The 18,120-nt window shown below is 63.3% G+C and carries 15 protein-coding genes; 13 read left to right on the forward strand and 2 right to left on the reverse strand.

Going from position 1 to position 18,120, the window contains the following annotated elements; genetic code table 11:
- Positions 1-126: 126 nt before the first annotated feature.
- The 13 genes from EKH55_RS25540 to EKH55_RS25600 all read left to right on the forward strand — a co-directional run bounded on the left by EKH55_RS25540 (position 127) and on the right by EKH55_RS25600 (position 14,737).
- Positions 127-1,617, forward strand: a complete 1,491-nt coding sequence (locus tag EKH55_RS25540; RefSeq protein WP_345790254.1) for a hypothetical protein — start codon at positions 127-129, stop codon at positions 1,615-1,617.
- Positions 1,618-1,891: 274 nt separating this feature from the next.
- Positions 1,892-2,734: a phosphonate ABC transporter ATP-binding protein gene (gene phnC / locus EKH55_RS25545; protein ID WP_151613653.1), complete on the forward strand. Its 843-nt coding sequence runs from the start codon at positions 1,892-1,894 to the stop codon at positions 2,732-2,734.
- Positions 2,735-2,823: 89 nt separating this feature from the next.
- On the forward strand, positions 2,824-3,729 hold the full coding sequence (gene phnD / locus EKH55_RS25550) for a phosphonate ABC transporter substrate-binding protein (protein ID WP_151613654.1): 906 nt from the start codon (positions 2,824-2,826) through the stop codon (positions 3,727-3,729).
- Between the two features lie 167 nt (positions 3,730-3,896).
- Complete coding sequence (phnE, locus tag EKH55_RS25555) at positions 3,897-4,859, forward strand: phosphonate ABC transporter, permease protein PhnE (RefSeq protein ID WP_151613655.1); 963 nt, start codon at positions 3,897-3,899, stop codon at positions 4,857-4,859.
- Positions 4,860-4,868: 9 nt separating this feature from the next.
- The gene (phnE, locus tag EKH55_RS25560) at positions 4,869-6,380 is read left to right on the forward strand and encodes a phosphonate ABC transporter, permease protein PhnE (protein ID WP_151613656.1); all 1,512 of its coding nucleotides are present in this window, start codon (positions 4,869-4,871) and stop codon (positions 6,378-6,380) included.
- A gap of 117 nt (positions 6,381-6,497) precedes the next feature.
- The gene (locus tag EKH55_RS25565) at positions 6,498-7,205 is read left to right on the forward strand and encodes a DUF1045 domain-containing protein (protein ID WP_069456797.1); all 708 of its coding nucleotides are present in this window, start codon (positions 6,498-6,500) and stop codon (positions 7,203-7,205) included.
- A 1-nt stretch (position 7,206) separates the two neighbouring features.
- The gene (locus tag EKH55_RS25570) at positions 7,207-8,346 is read left to right on the forward strand and encodes an alpha-D-ribose 1-methylphosphonate 5-triphosphate diphosphatase (RefSeq protein ID WP_069456796.1); all 1,140 of its coding nucleotides are present in this window, start codon (positions 7,207-7,209) and stop codon (positions 8,344-8,346) included.
- Positions 8,343-8,930 carry a phosphonate metabolism protein/1,5-bisphosphokinase (PRPP-forming) PhnN gene (phnN, locus tag EKH55_RS25575; RefSeq protein WP_151613657.1) on the forward strand — a complete coding sequence of 196 codons (588 nt, stop codon included), beginning with the start codon at positions 8,343-8,345 and terminating at the stop codon, positions 8,928-8,930. The genes EKH55_RS25570 and phnN overlap by 4 nt, the downstream gene beginning before the upstream one ends.
- A 213-nt stretch (positions 8,931-9,143) precedes the next feature.
- Positions 9,144-10,391 carry an imidazolonepropionase gene (gene hutI / locus EKH55_RS25580; RefSeq protein ID WP_151613658.1) on the forward strand — a complete coding sequence of 416 codons (1,248 nt, stop codon included), beginning with the start codon at positions 9,144-9,146 and terminating at the stop codon, positions 10,389-10,391.
- Positions 10,388-11,923, forward strand: coding sequence for a histidine ammonia-lyase (gene hutH, locus EKH55_RS25585; RefSeq protein ID WP_151613659.1), 1,536 nt, complete (start codon positions 10,388-10,390; stop codon positions 11,921-11,923). The genes hutI and hutH overlap by 4 nt, the downstream gene beginning before the upstream one ends.
- Before the next feature lies 1 nt (position 11,924).
- Positions 11,925-12,740, forward strand: coding sequence for an N-formylglutamate deformylase (hutG, locus tag EKH55_RS25590; protein WP_151613660.1), 816 nt, complete (start codon positions 11,925-11,927; stop codon positions 12,738-12,740).
- A 2-nt stretch (positions 12,741-12,742) separates the two neighbouring features.
- Positions 12,743-14,416 carry a urocanate hydratase gene (gene hutU / locus EKH55_RS25595; protein ID WP_192803890.1) on the forward strand — a complete coding sequence of 558 codons (1,674 nt, stop codon included), beginning with the start codon at positions 12,743-12,745 and terminating at the stop codon, positions 14,414-14,416.
- 159 nt (positions 14,417-14,575) lie between these two features.
- Positions 14,576-14,737: a Thivi_2564 family membrane protein gene (locus EKH55_RS25600; RefSeq protein WP_151613662.1), complete on the forward strand. Its 162-nt coding sequence runs from the start codon at positions 14,576-14,578 to the stop codon at positions 14,735-14,737.
- 13 nt (positions 14,738-14,750) lie between these two features.
- On the opposite strand, the gene EKH55_RS25605 is transcribed toward EKH55_RS25600, so the two are convergent.
- Positions 14,751-16,190: a M81 family metallopeptidase gene (locus EKH55_RS25605; RefSeq protein ID WP_151613663.1), complete on the reverse strand. Its 1,440-nt coding sequence runs from the start codon at positions 16,188-16,190 to the stop codon at positions 14,751-14,753.
- Between the two features lie 7 nt (positions 16,191-16,197).
- On the reverse strand, positions 16,198-18,117 hold the full coding sequence (locus EKH55_RS25610; protein ID WP_151613664.1) for a beta-N-acetylhexosaminidase: 1,920 nt from the start codon (positions 18,115-18,117) through the stop codon (positions 16,198-16,200).
- Positions 18,118-18,120: the final 3 nt, after the last annotated feature.

Below are 18,120 nucleotides of genomic sequence, written 5' to 3' on the forward strand. Positions count from 1 at the left end.
CTTTCGTTGGTCATTCCTATCCAATTTTCCGCCGGAGCCCGGCACGATCACCGCCTTTGGGTACATGGTTACCATCCGGCACTGCCTATAGAGTGTTTTGCTCCGCGTATTTGGAACCATGGCCCCATGCATATCTCGATCGTCGGTATTTTGATCTGCGTGGGGATATTGCTAATCGGAGCTTATTGCCGGTCCCCCCTGATCATCGGACTGATCGTTTCGCTGGCTTTCGGCGCGACAGCATTTGTGACGCTCGTCGCAATCGGGGGGTCGTCGCCGCTGATCTATACCTTCTTTGCTGCCCTTCTGATAACCGCCGTCATTACCAGACGGCGGTTTCCGCGGGAGATCGGCAACACATTCGGAAAGATTCGACCGCTCTGGGTGCTTTGCGGTCTGATGACATATTCCGTGGTCGGTGCGTGGTTGTTTCCACGCCTTTTCGCGGGACAGACGAGCGTCTTCGTTCAGTCCACGATGCGTCGTGGCATCGTCGAGGCTTCGCTTGCGCCTGTTTCGGGCAACATCACGCAAACCGGATATTTCGTTCTGGGGGGGCTCACCGCCATCGCTCTGTGCGTCCTGCTTCTGAAGGAAGACAGGATGGACGCTGTTCGGCGCAGCTTTCTTCTCTTGTGTGGTTTTCACGCCGGGATGGGGTTGCTCGATTTGATCGGCAAAGTCGCAGGCGCCGGCGATATTCTTTGGCCCATCCGTACCGCCAATTACGCCATGCTTACCGAGGTCATGGAGGGTGGTTTCTGGCGCATCACAGGCGCCAATTCGGAGGCGTCGTCCTTCGCAGGGGTCTCGCTCATCTGCCTTGCCTTCTGTTACGTCTACTGGCGCGAAACCAAATCGCGACTGGCGCAGGGACTGGCCGCGCTGCTGCTCGTCCTCGCCCTCCTCTCCACGTCGTCCACCGCCTATGTGGGATTGACGATTTTGGCCATGCCCGTTGCGCTTTCCATCCTCCGGTCCTTCCTGTCGGACCGCATCGACAGCGACGAGATCCTGATCATCGCGTTGCTTGGTGTTGCTATTGTCACAATCCTGGCAGTCATCCTTTACCACAGTGAATTTTTTGCTCTGTTCGTCCGCCTCATTGATTCCATGGTTCTCAACAAGGCTAGTTCTGCCTCCGGCCAGGAACGGGCCTACTGGAACATCAAGAGTCTGCAAGCCTTCGCGGACACCGGCGGTTTCGGCGTCGGCCTTGGCAGTTCGCGCGCGTCGAGCTGGCCGATCGCGGTGGTTTCGCAACTGGGCCTCGTCGGCGGGGTGATGATGGCCACGCTGCTGATGATCTTGGTGCGGGGCATGGGCCGTCTCAAGCCTTACCTCGATCCCGAGACGAACGCCGTCGTCTCAGGCGTACGGGCTTCCGCTTTGGCGTCTGCCCTCTCTGGCACATTGATTTCCGGGACTGCCGATCCAGGCATGTTCTTCTTTATTGCTTTTGCGGTCATCTCGGTGAGCAAGGTTCATGCGCGCAGGGAGAGAGATGCACGCTTGCGCGTTCCGCAGCTTAGCCGCCCTGCGCCTGCCGCACCCGCCGGGCCAGCCGGCCGCTCATCGCCGAACACGCGCGCAGCCAGCGCGCTTTACCGACCGTGAAACGTTAACGCATCGGCCCGAAAATCGTACCCGATTATCGGAAAGCTCGATGCGCAGATTCAAAGAGTTACAGCGACCTTTGCCCGTCTGAAACCGTCTGAAAAGACGCGCGGCGCTGTAATGTGGCCAACCGCACGGTCAGCCCCCCACGCGTCGAAGGGATTTCCCGTACTTTAACAGAACCTACACCAAACTGACATTTCGCCTTCACGAAACGCGGCTATCGCAGGGTCGTACCGATCATCGGTCTCCCCACAAGAGGACCTGCACGCCCATGTTTCAGTTGAAGGATGTCACTCGCCGGTTCGGCAAGAAAACCGCCGTCAGTTCGGTCAGTTTCGACATCCCCCAAGGCCAAATGGTCGGCATTATCGGTCGTTCCGGTGCGGGCAAGTCGACGCTCTTGCGCATGATCAATCGTCTCGTCGACCTCTCTTCGGGCTCGATCGTATTCGGCGGCGTCGAGGTGTCCTCGCTCAAGGGTGCGGCCCTGCGCAATTGGCAGCGCGATTGCGCGATGATCTTCCAGCAGTTCAACCTCGTGCCGCGCCTCGACGTGCTGACCAACGTGCTGCTCGGCCGGCTCAATCACCGCTCGACGGTATCGAGCATTCTCAACCTGTTCAGCCGCGAAGAACGCATCATGGCGATCGGCGCGCTCGAGCGGCTCGGCATCGAACAGACGGCTCTGCAGCAGGCCGGCACCCTTTCCGGCGGGCAGCAGCAACGCGTGGCGATCGCCCGTGCGCTAATGCAGCAGCCGAGGGTGCTGCTCGCCGACGAGCCGATCGCTTCGCTCGACCCGCTCAATGCCAAGATCGTCATGGACGCGCTGCGCGACATCAGCGAACGGGACGGCATTACCGTCGTCACCAATCTGCACACGCTCGATACGGCGCGGAACTATTGCGAGCGCATCATCGGCATGGCGCAGGGTCGCGTCGTGTTCGACGGGCAACCGAACGATCTGACCGCCGCGGCCGTCGCAGAGATCTATGGCGCAGACACCCCGATCGAGGAGTCGATGACTTCGACCAGCATCAATATTCCCGCGGCGGTTCCGCAGGAACAAACGGCATCGGCCGGCTTCAAGCCGCTGGCACTGGCCGGCACCTGACGCCCGCCAGGATCGAGCGCCCGCGTCAAGGGCACCTCAATAAAACCGATAGTCATCCGGCGCGGCCGGAAAAACGGGAGACGAACCTCATGTTGAAGAAAGCTCTTCTTGGCGCCGTAGCGCTCTTTGCCCTCGTCGGCCATGCCCGGGCCGAAGATCTCAAGGAATTCCGCATCGGCATACTCGGCGGCGAAAACGAAGCGGACCGCCTGCGCAACTTCCAATGCATGATCGACAAGCTGCCGGCGGCAATCGGCGTCGAAAAGGTTTCGCTGTTCCCGGCCGCCGATTATGACGGCGTCATCCAGGGTCTGCTCGGCGGCACGCTAGACTATGCCGAACTCGGCGCGTCCGGCTATGCCAAGATCTACCTGGCCAAGGCCGATGCCGTCGAGCCGATCCTGACGACGGTCCAGACCGACGGCTCGACCGGCTATCACTCGATCATGGTCGCCCGCAAGGATTCCGGCATCACCAAGCTCGAGGACCTCAAGGGCAAGAAGCTCGGCTTCGCCGATCCGGATTCCACCTCGGGCTACCTCGTTCCCCTCGTCACCCTGCCGGAAGCCATCGGCGCGCCGGTGAAGGAATTCTTCGGCGAGACCGGTTTCGGCGGCGGCCATGAGAACCTCGTCCTCGAAGTCGTCAAGGGCAATTTCGATGCCGGCACGACCTGGGGTTCGGGCGTCGGCGAATTCAAGGACGGCTATACTTCGGGCAACCTGCACAAGATGGTCGAGAAGGGCATTCTCGATATGAACGACCTCGTCGAGCTCTGGAAGTCCCCGCTGATCCCGAACGGCCCGATCGTCGTGCGCTCCTCGATGAACGACGACATGAAGGCGAAGTTCAAGCAGTTCATGATGAACCTGCCGAAGACGGACGCCGCCTGCTTCTCCGCCATCCAGGGCGGCGACTTCACCGGTTTTGTCGAAGTCAATAGCGACTTCTACAAGCCGATCATCGACGCTCGCAAGGCGACGATCGGCGGCTGATCGTCAATCCTTCCACGCCGGGCCGGCCGCATCTGCGGCCGGCAGTCGATTATCCAGCCGGCCTTGGGGATCCCGCTCAACGCGGGGCAAGAGGGAGTGCGGGCGGTTTCTTCGCCCAGCCTTCCGCGTCTCAACTTATCCAGAGGCCGGCGTTCGCCGAGAATCCGATGGCCACCTCCATGCTATCCAGCCAGTTAAGCGAAAACGGCGCTCTTGTGGACCGTCACTGGCAAGAGCTCAACGCCCGTCGGCGCCTTTACACCTGGGCCGGCCTTGCAGCGCTTGCGGTGGCGCTCTTTGCCTCACTCTGGTTCGCCAACGGCTCGAATGCCGGCAAGTTCTTCGAACGCCTGCCGCATTTCTTCGATTTCGTTGGCGATCTGATGCCGCGCGACGGAATGGAGGTCGTCCGGGCCATGTTCGATCTGCCGTCGCCCTATGACGACGGCAGCTTCAAATACAACTATCCGGACGGCCGGCTCTATCTGACCGACAGCATCTACATCCCTGAATACTTCCACAAGATGCTCGAGACGGTGAACATCGCCATCTTCTCGACGGTGATCGGGGCCTTCTTCGGCTTCATCCTGTGCTTTCTGGCCGCGCGAAACCTCATGCCCAATCCATGGATCCGCGGCGCGGTGCGCCGGATAATGGAGGTGCTGCGCGCCTTTCCCGAGGTGGTGATCGCCGGCTTTTTCCTGGCAATCCTTTCGCTCGGACCCATTCCCGCCATCGCCGCGGTTTCGATCCATACGATCGGTGCACTCGGCAAGCTGTTCTTCGAGGTGGTCGAGAATGCCGACATGAAGGCGGAGGAGGGTCTGCGTGCCGTCGGCGGCAACTGGATAGAGCGCGTCTGGTTCGGCATCGTGCCGCAGGTTCTCCCGAATTTCATGAGCTACTTTCTGCTGCGCCTCGAGATCAATGTTCGAGCCTCGACGATCATCGGTGCGGTCGGTGGGGGCGGCATCGGCGAAGTCCTGCGTCTGTCGATCGGCCAGGGGCATCAGGCAAAGACACTGGCGATCGTCATCCTGCTCTTCGCGACGATCTGCGCCGTCGATCAGTTTTCCGCATGGTTTCGCCGCCGCCTCGTTGGCGACCAGGCCTTCCAGCTTACGCAATAGGAGCGCGCCATGATTGCCTCGACCAAGCCCGGCGCGCGTGAAATGGAAGCAATTGCGGCCCGTCACCCGCATCTCTTGCGGCCGACTACCCGTTGGAAAGCCATTCTGATCGGTGCCGGCCTGGTACTGTATCTGGTTCTCAGCTGGTGGTTCTTCTCGATCGGCCACGTGCTTGCCAACGCGAACTGGGGTATCGCCGGAACCTATCTCGCCGACTGGGTATCCTACGAGATTCGCCCGGATATCACGATAGCGCGTGACGGTACGATGAGCGTCTCGTATCAGCGCAATTCGCCGCTCGGAAAGAATCCGAACCCGGAATGGGTCTCGCTCGACAAGCAGACGGTGACGCGCAGCGTCGAGACGCCGGCGGCCGTGCCGCAGGCGCCAAAGCCGAAGACAACTTCCTCCTTCAGTTTCATGGCGCCGAACGCGTCGCTTGGCGGAAGCCAGAACGATGCCGAGCAGCCTGTTGAAACGACCCGCACCGAAGAGGTCGTTACACGAGCGGTCATAACCTATGACCGCTCGACGCGAATCGAGGTCGCCGACAGGCTGGTGCGGGCCACCCATGCCGGAGAGACCTTCACCATGGCGGTCGACGGCGCCGACGTAGTGACGCCGCAAGATCCACTACCAGGCTGGGCGAAACAGAAGCGGCCGGGCGAAAAGATCACGCTCTCCTTCGGTCTGACCGGTTGGGCGGAGGTCGAAGGCGGCGAGGTCTCGATCCGCAACCGCTTTTTCGGCTGGGCGAACTTCCTGTTCGACACCGAGTCGCCGTTCTTCGGGAAGCCCTACGGCGAAGTGGTATCACTGATCCTGTCGGGCGACCGGATCGACCCGACGCGCTCCAATCTCGGGCTCGCCTGGGACAACATTCTTTATAATGCCGAATGGCAGCATCTCGACGTCTGGACCAAGCTCCTTCAGACGATCGTCATGGCCTTCGTCGGCACCCTTTTCGCCTCGCTGGTCGCCTTTCCGCTCTGCTTCCTGGCGGCGCGCAACATCACGCCAAACCGCGTCACCAATCAACTCGTCAAACGCTTCTTCGACTTCCAGCGCTCGGTCGACATGTTCATCTGGGCGCTCTTCTTCACCCGCGCCTTCGGACCCGGACCGCTCGCCGGCATCTCGGCGATCTTCTTCACCGACACCGGCACCCTCGGCAAGCTCTACTCCGAGGCCCTCGAAAACATCGACGACAGGCAGCGCGAAGGAGTCAAATCCGTCGGCGCCGCGCCGATTGCGGTGCAGCGCTTCGGGGTACTGCCGCAGGTTCTGCCTGTGTTTGCCAGCCAGGCGCTCTATTTCTGGGAGTCGAACACGCGTTCGGCCACGATCATCGGCGCCGTCGGCGCCGGGGGAATCGGGCTCAAGCTCTGGGAAGCGATGCGCACCAATTCGGATTGGGAAAATGTCGCCTATATGGTGCTTTTGATCTTGATGGTTGTCTTCTTTTTCGACAGCATCTCGAACGCGTGCCGCTCGCGGCTGGTGGGAGGCAAGGTGCACTGATAGGCTTTCGCGCTTTGGCATCAGGATGTTGTCACGCAAATCAGCTAGCTGCGCAACTCACCCCGCGAATAGCTCATTGCCGCAGGTCGCGGCAATTCGATACGGAAAGTGAAGCCCGTGCGTTACGCAATCTACTTCGCGCCGCCGGCCGATGACCGGCTGTCGCTGACGGCAGCCCATTGGCTCGGCCGAGACGCCTTCACCGGTGGCGCCCTGGCATGGCCGGAAGACCCTGTTTTCACGCCCGAGCGGCAGCTTGCCCTGACGGCCGAACCGCGCCGCTACGGTTTCCACGGCACGTTGAAGGCGCCTTTCGCACTCGCGCCGGGCCGCAGCGAGGCCGAGCTGATTGCCGCTTTCGACGAATTTGCCGCCGAGACCGAGTCCTTCGTCGTGCCGGAAATCGCGCTTCACCAGCTCGGGCCTTTTTTCGCCTTGATCGCAAAGGAGGATTGCCCGCCGCTCCGCAACCTGGCTGCACAGGCCGTGCGGCGCTTCGAGCCCTTCAGGGCGCGGCTTTCGGAAGCGGATATCGCGCGGCGGAACCCGGAGAGCTTGACACCGCGCCAGCGGGAATACCTCGCTGCCTGGGGTTACCCATATGTTTTCGAGGAGTTCCAGTTTCATCTCACGCTCACCGGACCGGTGCCGGAGGAGATGCAGGATCTCGTGCGGGAAACGCTCGAAGCCGCTTTCGCCGAATTCATCGGCAGGCCGCTTGCCATCGACACGATTGCGCTTTTTGCCGAGACCAGCCGCGGCACGCCCTTTACCGTTCATTCCCTGCTGCCGCTCGGCAGCGCATCCACACGAAAGATCGCATGACATGAGCAATGAACAGGTTCTGACCAATGCCCGCATCGTCCTGGAAGATCGCATCGTCGACGGTTCGGTGCAGATCCGAGACGGTCGGATTGCCGACATTTCGGAAGGTGCAAGCCGCGCCGGCGAGGATTTCGAGGGCGATTATCTGCTGCCCGGCCTGATCGAGCTCCACACGGACCATCTGGAGGCGCACTATTCGCCGCGGCCGGGCGTGCGATGGCTCAAGATCGCCGCCCTCCAGGCCCATGACGCGCAGGTCGTCACCTCCGGCATTACCACGGTATTCGACTGCCTGCGGCTCGGCACCGACGAGGACAACGGTTTCCCGAAGGGCGAGATGCGCAGCATGGCCGATGCGCTGGCAAAGGCCAAGGACGAGGGGCGCCTCAGAGCCGACCACCTGATCCACCTGCGCTGCGAGGTGTCGACCGCCGATGTTCTCGATCAGTTCGAGGACTTCCAGAACGATCCGCAGGTCAGGCTGGTATCGCTGATGGACCACGCGCCCGGCCAGCGCCAATTCCAGACGATGGATCAATACACGCTCTATTACAAAACCAAGCGCGGACTGTCCGACGAGGCATTTGCCGCCTTCGTCGAGCGCCAGCTGGCGCTCTCCGCCCGCTATGCCACACCCCACCGCACGGCGCTTGCCGAGGCCTGTATACTCCGCGGGATCGCCATCGCCAGTCATGACGACGCGACGACCGATCATGTCGAGGAGTCGATCGGCTATGGCGTCCGCCTGGCGGAGTTTCCGACGAGTTTCGAGGCGGCGGAAGCCTCGCACCGCGCCGGCCTCAGCGTGCTGATGGGCGCGCCGAATGTCGTACGGGGCAAGTCGCATTCGGGCAACATTGCCGCACGAGACCTGGCCGAGTGCGGCGTGCTCGACGTGTTGTCTTCGGATTATGTGCCGTTCAGCCTGATCCATGCGCCCTTCGTGCTCGCCGACGAGATCGAGACGATCGACCTGCCGAAGGCGATCGCCATGGTCACCGCAACGCCGGCGCGTACCGTGGGGCTCGACGACCGCGGCCGGATTGCGATCGGGCTGCGGGCCGACATCGCCCGCGTCCATCGGCGCGAGGGTGTTCCGGTGGTCCGCTCCGTCTGGCGTGAAGGGAGGCGTGTCGCATGATTGGACAAGAAAAAAGTCGCGGGACTCTCATTGCCGTAGTCGGTCCGAGCGGGGCCGGCAAGGACAGCGTCATGGGTTTTGCCGCCAGCCATTTCGCAAATCGGCCGGATATCCTCTTCGTCCGGCGGGTGATCACGCGGCCTTCGGACGCCGGCGGCGAAGTGCATGAAAGCGTCTCTGCCGCGGAGTTCGAGGAGATGCACCGATGCGGCGCATTCGCCGTCTCGTGGCAGGCGCATGGCTTGAGCTATGGCGTTCCGCGGGAGATCGCCGCCAAGGTCGCAAGCGGCATGATCGCGATCGTCAACGGCAGCCGCACGGCCTTGCCGGCCTTCCGCGCCGCATTCGGTGAGATTTCGGTGGTGCTCGTTACGGCGGAGCCGCCGGTTCTCGCCCGGCGCCTCGCAGAGAGGGGACGCGAAAGCGAGGCGGACGTGCTGCGCCGCCTGACGCGCCAGGCGCCCGAAATCATCGCTGGCCCAGACGTGACGGTGATCGACAATAGCGGCCGGCTTGAGGTCGCCGGAAACCGCTTCGTCGCACTTATCGAGCGCTGCTTGTCCGAGATGCATCATCCCGCCTGAGAAATGCGTCGGCCCTCGACGGCGCCGCGCCGTCTCCGACGCTCGCCGCAACAAGTCTGATTTCGAAGCCCCGGACCCAAGCGGTTCCGGGGCTTTTCCTTTTGGCTCCTCGCCTGCCCCGCGCCATCCTACCTCCGGTCCGAGGGCGCGATTTTCTTCTTGCAGCCCTCGCGTTATGTATATACATTATGCTGCATCAGGGAGGCGGAACGGATGAATGCAAGCGAAATCGCCGGCACGAAACGGACGAGCCTGTGGCGCAATCTGCGCCTGGCGACGTTTCGTGAGGATCTAGGTCCGCTTGGCGTTGTAGAAGATGGCGCCGTCGCTGTTCGGGAAGGCCGGATCGTCTTTGCGGGCGCCGAAGGCGAGCTGCCATCGGACCTTTTCAAAGCCGACGACGTCGTCGATTGCGATCGCCGCTGGATGACGCCGGCCCTCATCGACTGCCACACGCATATCGTTCACGGCGGCAACCGCGCCCGCGAGTTTCAGCTGCGGCTGGAGGGCGCGACCTACGAGGAGATCGCAAAGGCCGGCGGCGGCATCGCTTCCACCGTATTGGCGACGAATGCACTCTCGGTCGACGAACTCGTCGACGTGGCGCTTCCACGGCTCGACGCCCTGCTCTGCGAAGGCGTTTCGACGGTCGAGGTCAAATCCGGTTACGGCCTCAATATCGATGCCGAGCTGAAGATGTTGCGTGCGGCGCGGCAATTGGAGAAACGCCGTCCCGTACGCATCGTCACCAGCTATCTCGCCGCTCACGCCACGCCCCTGGAATACAAGGGCCGGAACGGTGCCTACATAGATGAGGTCGTCCTGCCCGGTCTCGACCGTGCCCAATCCGAGGGCCTCGTCGACGCGGTCGACGGGTTCTGCGAGGGCATTGCCTTCACACCGGCGGAAATCGCACGCGTCTTCTCCCGGGCGACGGCGCTCGGACTCCCGGTCAAGCTCCATGCTGAGCAGCTTTCCGATCTCGGAGGAGCCAAGCTTGCCGCCTCCTATGGCGCCCTCTCGGCGGATCACCTCGAGTATCTCGATGCCGAAGGGGCCGCCGCCATGGCGGAGGCGGGAACCGTCGCGGTCCTGTTGCCAGGCGCTTTCTACACGCTCCGCGAAAGGCAGTTGCCGCCGATCGAAGCGCTTCGCGCTGCCGGCGCACGCATTGCCGTCGCCACGGACTGCAATCCGGGCACCTCACCGCTGACCTCGTTGTTGCTGACGATGAACATGTCGGCCACCCTCTTCCAACTGACTGTCGAAGAGTGCCTGGCGGGTACCACCCGCGAAGCGGCGCGTGCACTCGGCATTCTGGATGAGACCGGCACGATCGAAGCCGGAAAGTCCGCCGACCTTGCAATCTGGAACATCGATGAACCGGCGGAACTGATCTACCGCATCGGCTTCAATCCCCTGCACGAGCGCGTATTCAAGGGTGAAAGGACCCTCCGATGAGCATCATCCTCAAACCCGGTTCGGTTCCGCTCAGGGACCTGCAGACGATCTTCTGGACCGGCGAGCCGGCGCGGCTCGATCGCGCCTCCGACGCCCCGATAGAGAAGGCAGCCGCCCGGATTGCCGAGATCGCTGCCGGCGAGGCCCCGGTCTATGGCATCAATACCGGCTTCGGCAAACTGGCATCGATCAAGATCGACAGCGCCGACGTGGCGACCCTGCAGCGCAACCTCATCCTGTCGCATTGCTGCGGCGTGGGGGAGCCGCTGCCGGAGAACATCGTGCGCCTGATCATGGCGCTCAAGCTGATCTCGCTCGGGCGCGGCGCCTCCGGCGTGCGGCTGGAACTCGTGCGTCTTATCGAGTCGATGCTGGAGCGCGGCGTCGTTCCCCTGATCCCCGAAAAGGGGTCGGTCGGCGCCTCGGGCGATCTCGCGCCGCTCGCCCACATGGCCGCAGTGATGATGGGCGAAGGCGAAGCCTTCTTCCAGGGCGAGCGCATGACGGCGATGGCGGCGCTGCGGGCAGCCGGGCTTTCCGCCGTCACGCTCGTCGCCAAGGAAGGCCTGGCGCTGATCAACGGCACACAGGTCTCGACGGCGCTGGCACTCGCCGGCCTCTTCCGCACCCATCGCGCCGCGCAGGCAGCGCTCATCACGGGCGCGCTCTCGACGGATGCCGCGATGGGTTCATCCGCCCCCTTCCACCCGGACATCCACACGCTACGCGGCCATCGCGGTCAGATCGACACCGCCGCCGCGCTTCGCCGCCTGCTCGAAGGCTCCGCCATCCGCCAGAGCCATGTCGAAGGCGACGAGCGTGTGCAGGATCCATACTGCATCCGCTGCCAGCCGCAGGTTGACGGCGCCTGTCTCGATCTCCTGCGCTCCGTTGCCGCCACGCTGACGGTCGAGGCAAATGCCGTGACCGATAATCCGCTGGTGCTCTCGGACGATTCCGTCGTCTCCGGTGGCAATTTCCACGCCGAGCCGGTGGCTTTCGCCGCCGACCAGATCGCGCTTGCGGTCTGCGAGATCGGTGCCATTTCGCAGCGGCGGATCGCGCTTCTCGTCGATCCCGCGCTGAGCTACGGCCTGCCCGCGTTCCTTGCCAGAAACCCCGGGCTCAATTCCGGCCTGATGATTGCCGAGGTCACCTCGGCCGCGCTGATGTCGGAGAACAAGCAGCTCTCTCATCCCGCATCGGTCGACTCGACGCCGACCTCCGCCAACCAGGAAGACCATGTCTCCATGGCCTGCCACGGCGCCCGCCGTCTCGGGCAGATGACCGACAACCTCTTCTCGATCATCGGCATCGAGGCCCTTACCGCCGTGCAGGGCATCGAGTTCCGGGCGCCTCTGACGACCAGCCCCGAACTGCAGAAGGCCGCCGCTGCCGTGCGCGCCGTTTCGCCGACGATCGCCGAGGATCGCTACATGGCCGATGACTTGCGGGCGGCCGGCGAACTCGTCGCCACCGGCCGGCTCGCCGCCGCCGTCTCCGACGGCATCCTGCCGGACCTGGAGAGCTGACATGGCCGTCTTCGAAGTCCGGCGCGGCACCTCGCCCGTCATCCTCGGCTTTCCCCATACGGGCACAGACGTGCCGCCGCCGATCTGGCAGCGGTTGAACGACAACGGCCGGCTTCTTGCCGACACCGACTGGCATATTCACGAGCTCTACGAGGGCCTGCTGCCGGAAGCGACGACAGTGCGGGCGACCTTCCATCGCTACGTCGTCGACGCCAATCGCGATCCGCAAGGCGTCAGCCTCTATCCGGGACAGAACACGACCGGCCTTGTGCCGGAGACCGATTTCGACGGTGCGGCGATCTGGAAGAAAGGCGAAGGCCCGCGAGACGCGGACATCGCCGCGCGGCTGCGCGACTTTCACGCGCCCTATCATGCGGCCCTTGCGGCAGAGGTCGCCCGCGTCAAGGCGATCCACGGCATCGCTGTCCTCTACGACTGCCACTCGATCCGCTCGCATATTCCTTTCCTCTTCGAGGGCAAGCTGCCGGACTTCAATATCGGCACGGATATGGGCCGGACCTGTGACCCGGCAATCGAGACTGCGGCAGACGAATGTGCTGCAAACGCAATCGGTTACAACCATGTCCTGAATGGACGCTTCAAGGGCGGCTGGACGACCCGACACTATGGCAGACCGGAAGACGGTGTACACGCGATCCAGATGGAACTGGCGCAGTCGACGCATCTTGCAATGGAGGCGCCGCCCTTCGCGCTCGACGCGGCCAAGGCCGAACGGCTTCGCGCCCATCTCAAGGCCATACTGGAACGCATCGAGACAAAGGCATTCGACCTCAAACGCTCAAGGAGTGAGGCATGAACATCAACAATCCGCGCCACAATATCCGCGAGGTGCGCAGTCCGCGCGGAACCGAACTCAACGCGAAGAGCTGGCTCACGGAGGCGCCGCTCCGGATGCTGATGAACAATCTCGACCCGGACGTTGCGGAAAACCCGCACGAACTCGTCGTCTATGGCGGCATCGGCCGCGCTGCCCGGACCTGGGCCGATTTCGACCGCATCGTCGCGACGCTCAAGGACCTGAACGAGGACGAGACCCTGCTCGTGCAGTCCGGCAAGCCCGTCGGCGTCTTCCGCACCCACAAGGATGCGCCGCGCGTGCTGATCGCCAATTCCAACCTCGTGCCGCACTGGGCCAACTGGGATCATTTCAACGACCTGGATAAGAAGGGCCTTGCGATGTACGGCCAGATGACGGCCGGCTCGTGGATCTATATCGGCACGCAAGGCATCGTACAGGGCACCTACGAGACTTTTGCCGAGGCCGGGCGCCAGCATTATGGCGGCAATCTCAAGGGCAAGTGGATCCTGACCGGCGGCCTCGGCGGCATGGGTGGCGCGCAGCCGCTGGCGGCCGTCATGGCCGGTGCCTCATGCCTCGCGGTCGAATGCAATCCGGACTCGATCGATTTCCGCCTGCGCACCCGCTATCTCGACGAGAAGGCGGAGACGCTCGAGGACGCAATGACGATGATTGAGCGCTGGACGAAGGCCGGCGAGGCGAAGTCCGTCGGGTTGCTCGGCAATGCTTCGGAAATCCTGCCCGAAATGGTCCGCCGCGGCATTCGTCCCGATATGGTCACCGACCAGACCTCGGCGCATGATCCGATCAACGGCTATCTGCCGAAGGGCTGGACCATGGCCGAATGGAAGGCCCGGCGCGAAAGCGACCCGAAGGCAGTCGAAAAGGCGGCCCGCGCCTCGATGAGGGAGCATGTCGAAGCCATGCTCGCCTTCTGGGACGCCGGTATCCCGACGCTCGACTACGGCAACAATATCCGTCAGGTCGCGAAGGACGAGGGCCTGGCGCGTGCCTTCGACTTCCCCGGCTTCGTGCCCGCCTATATTCGCCCGCTCTTCTGCAAGGGCATCGGACCGTTCCGCTGGGCTGCCCTTTCCGGCGATCCGGAGGACATCTACAGGACGGATCAAAAAGTCAAGGAACTGCTGCCGGACGACGAGCACCTGCACAATTGGCTCGACATGGCGCGCGAACGCATCGCCTTTCAGGGGCTTCCGGCGCGCATCTGCTGGGTCGGACTCGGTGACCGCCATCGCCTCGGTCTCACCTTCAACGAGATGGTGCGCACGGGCGAATTGAAGGCCCCGGTCGTCATCGGCCGCGACCACCTCGATTCCGGCTCGGTGGCATCGCCGAACCGCGAGACCGAAGCGATGAGGGATGGATCCGATGCGGTGTCAGACTGGCCTCTGCTCAACGCGCTTCTCAACACCGCCTCCGGGGCAACCTGGGTGTCGCTGCACCATGGCGGCGGCGTCGGCATGGGCTTCTCACAGCATTCCGGCATGGTGATCTGCTGCGACGGCAGCGAGGAGGCGGAGCGCCGCATCGCGCGGGTACTCTGGAACGATCCGGCGACCGGCGTCATGCGTCACGCGGATGCGGGCTACGACATCGCGATCGACTGCGCCAAGGAACAGGGACTGCGCCTGCCCGCCATTCTCGGGAACTGACGGAAGAAGGAGGCCGCCGCAGCGGCCTCCTTCTCTGCGGCCTGGCGGAACCACCGGCGGTTCAATGCAATTCTTGCGGGAGGATCTTCCCTTTCGACATACGCTCCATAGTTAAAGCCTTATGGCCGCAAAGCATTCATCCATGGAAGCGGGGGTAAGATGTCCGTGTTGATCAGCATTCTGATTACGTTTCTCGTCGTCGTCCTGGTGCTCTACCTTGTCAACCGGCTGGCGCTGGACGGCCGCACCAAGCAGATCGTCCAGGCCATCGTGATCATCATCGGAATTCTTTCCTTGCTGAGATATCTCGCCGTGTTCTGACGGCCGGCGGGAATCAGCTCTCGCTCCACCGTCTCGACAGGCGCGACCTCGGCACGAACTCGAATTCGGAATCGAAAGGGAACATCGGGCGTCGGCGGCGTTCGCAGGCGAGGCTCGCTATGTCCTGATTGACGACGCCGTCCGTCAGCGCCATCAGGTTGGGCTTGGCAATCGGCGCCAGTTCCGGCGAGAGATAACCGGACTTCACGACGAGCAGCCGCATGGCCTCCGGCTCGAGGCCGAGACGCCGGAAATCCTCCAGCGCGTGATAAGGCCGGCGCCGCGCCGACAGGACGGCCATGATTCCCCCGACCCGGATCACCGCCTGCCGCTCCGCCGAAGCGCCCGGATTATCAAGCCGCACGACCTCGGCCGTCACCGCAACGCTCGCGCTCGATCGATCGAGACTGCCGCCGATGCTCAGGTTCAGGCAGTCACCCTCGCCGGCTGCGAAACAGGCGTCTACGGCCGGCCGATCCGCAATGCCGGCGATCAAGGCGTCCGTCCAGTCGCGAGCCAGAAGCGCCTTCAGCACATCGGTGCGGTCACCGACGCCGCCCCCGGTCGGGTTGTCGCCGGAATCGGCGAGAATGACGGGTCTGTTGGTCGACCTTTCGGCGATGGCGAGCATATCCTCGAGCGGGCCTGTGACAGGCCCAAAACGAAACTTCTTCCGTGCATTCCAATAGCTTGCGGCGATTTCTTCCGCCGCTTTCGAGGCCGCGACCCTCTCGAGACCGGTGATGACGGCGCAGGCGGTCGCCCGCGGCTCGTCCGCCCAGACGTAGCCGACCATCAGGTTGGCATCGAGGATGCCAGGACGCCTGTCGATTTCCGCCAGCGCACGATAGAGATTTGCCGCCGGCTCGTCTTCTGTCGAGGTGCGCTCGCCCGGCAGCAGCACCGGCACCGGCGCCCAGGCAACGCCGGGACGCATTCCCTTGCCGCACGCCTTGACCAGCATCGACCAGGCCCTGACCATGGTTTCGACCGTGTCGATATGCGGCGCGGTCCGGTAGGCTGCGAAAATGTCGATCGCATCGACGACCCGCTGACTGACATTGCCGTGCAGGTCGTAGCTGACCGCGACCGGGCAATCGGGGCCAACGATCGCGCGAGCGGAAGTGATCCAGTCGCCCTCGGCATCGTCCATGCCGTCGACGTTCATTGCGCCATGCATGGCGAGATAGAGCCCGTCGATCGGCAGGGCAGAGCGAAGCCGGTCCAGAAACTCCCTCTTGAGAACGTTATAGGCCGGTTGGGATACCGGGCCGCCGGGCACGGCCCGCGCATGGAGGAGTGGAAGAGGCTCCACGCCATCCGCCTCGACAAAGCTGAAGGCACCGACCTGCAGCAATTCTTCACCCCTCAGGATCCGGAAATCGTCGACGGTCATCAGAACCGGCGAGTAGGTGCTGCACTCCGTATGAATACCACCGACGGCGATCCGCATGGCCGCCTCACAGCATTGGGCTCAAGGGCGCGATCGCCGCGAAACGCAGCCAGTCTTTTTTGTCCTTCGGCGTCCAGGCCGCCTCGGCAATCGCCGGCAGGCGCGGGAAGACCAGCCGGTTGAAATAGCCGCGCGAAAGAAAGTGCTCGGACCAGATGCAGGCCTGCACGCCCCTCATCCGGCTCCTCAGTTCCTTGGGAAATTCGCCCTCGGCTTCGTAGGCATATGTGTGTTCCGGCGTTGACGTTCCCGCCCAACTTGCACCTGGCTCCTGCCAGGCGTCCGCCTGCGCCATATCGAGGTAGTAGGCCTGGCCCGGGGTCATGACGACATCATAGCCGTCGCGCGCCAGATCGATGCCGACCTTCGGATTTTCCCAGGCCATCAAGAGCGTGTCCTCGGCACCGACGCCGCCGCCATGGGCGACCTCGTTCCAGCCAACGAGGCTACGGCCGCGCGCCGTCAGCATCTGTTTCACTTTCTTCAGGAAAAAGGACTGCAGCGAAAAAGTGCCGGAAATGCCCTCCTCTTCCATCAGCCTGCGGGCTTTCGGGGAGGCTAGCCAGGATCCGTCCGCTACCTCGTCACCGCCGATATGGATATAGCGGCTCGGAAAGAGATCGACCATTTCATCGAAGACTTTCGCGAGGAACTCGTAGGTCAGCGGGACCGCAGGGTTGAGCGCATTGTTCGGGTAACCCTGGACGGAGTGGTAGCTTTCCGGTGCCTCCTGCCCGTCGGCGAGTTCCGGAAGCGCGGCGAGCACGGCGGTGCTGTGGCCGGGAATGTCGATCTCCGGAACGACCTCGACATTCAGCGCCGCCGCATGGGCGACGATTTCCCGGACATCCTCCTGGCCATAATAGCCGCCGACCGGTTCGGCGCCGTTGCCGAGTTGCGGCAGCAGCGGCTCGTCCGGCCCGCGCAAGACCCCGAGTGTCGTCAAAGTCGGAAAGGCCTTGATCTCCAGCCGCCAGGCCTCGTCGTCCGTCAGGTGCCAATGGAAGATGTTGAGCTTGAACCAGGCGAGAATGTCGATCAGCCGCAGCACGTCTGCCGTCGGATAGAATTGCCTGGAGACATCGAGATGGCAACCGCGCCAGCCATAGCGCGGAGCGTCGCGGATCGTGCCGGAAGCCGGAAAACGGAACGTCCCCGGGTGATGGCGCGCGCCGTCGAGAAGCTGCGCCAGTGTCGTCAACCCGTATTGGCGGCCTGCGGGTGAGCCGTAGCCGAGCCGGATCTCCCCACCGGAGAACTCAAGGTCATAGGCCTCCTGTCCCAGATGTTCTTTCTGCGCAAACGCAACCGACCGCCCCTGTGCCGAGGGCGCGAGACTGAAGGGGGCATGCCCTGCGGGAAACAGCCGATGGAAGAGAGCGAGAACGTCCGACATCGCCGCGATGTCCTGCGAGCGGCTGCCCTCCGCCGGAAAGAGAACCACCGGCAGTCCCTCCCCCGGCTCCGCGTCGATTGCGGCCGGCCAGGGCTGCAGCGAAAACGGGAGCTCCAACCGCCCTTCCGGCAGCCGTGCAGGCGGGGGCTCGCTTTTCGCTCCGTCCAATTGCAGATCCGAAACCGCGACCGGCAGATGCCGGCCATCCGAAAGCGTCAGATAGGCCGACTTCGCCCCGTCCACGCAATGTTTCGCCTGCCGGTGCAGGCCGCCGACGGTGAAGAACCAGGCTTCTCCCGGCTGCAGCGTCAGATCGTCCGGCGGCGCGAATTCATGGAAATTGGCATTGCGGCGCAGGAAAATCGCATTCTCGCAAGCGCTCGGATCGATGACGCGGGTGAGTGAGGTATAGACCAGACGAAAGCCGCTGAGCGGCGCCTCCGACAGATTGAAAAAGGTGAAGGTGAAGCGTCCATTGGCGCCGCCTTCCGGCTGCCAGGCAGATTCGAGGCGATAAGAGACCGGCTGCATGCG

Source organism: Sinorhizobium alkalisoli, from assembly GCF_008932245.1.
GTDB lineage: Bacteria > Pseudomonadota > Alphaproteobacteria > Rhizobiales > Rhizobiaceae > Sinorhizobium > Sinorhizobium alkalisoli.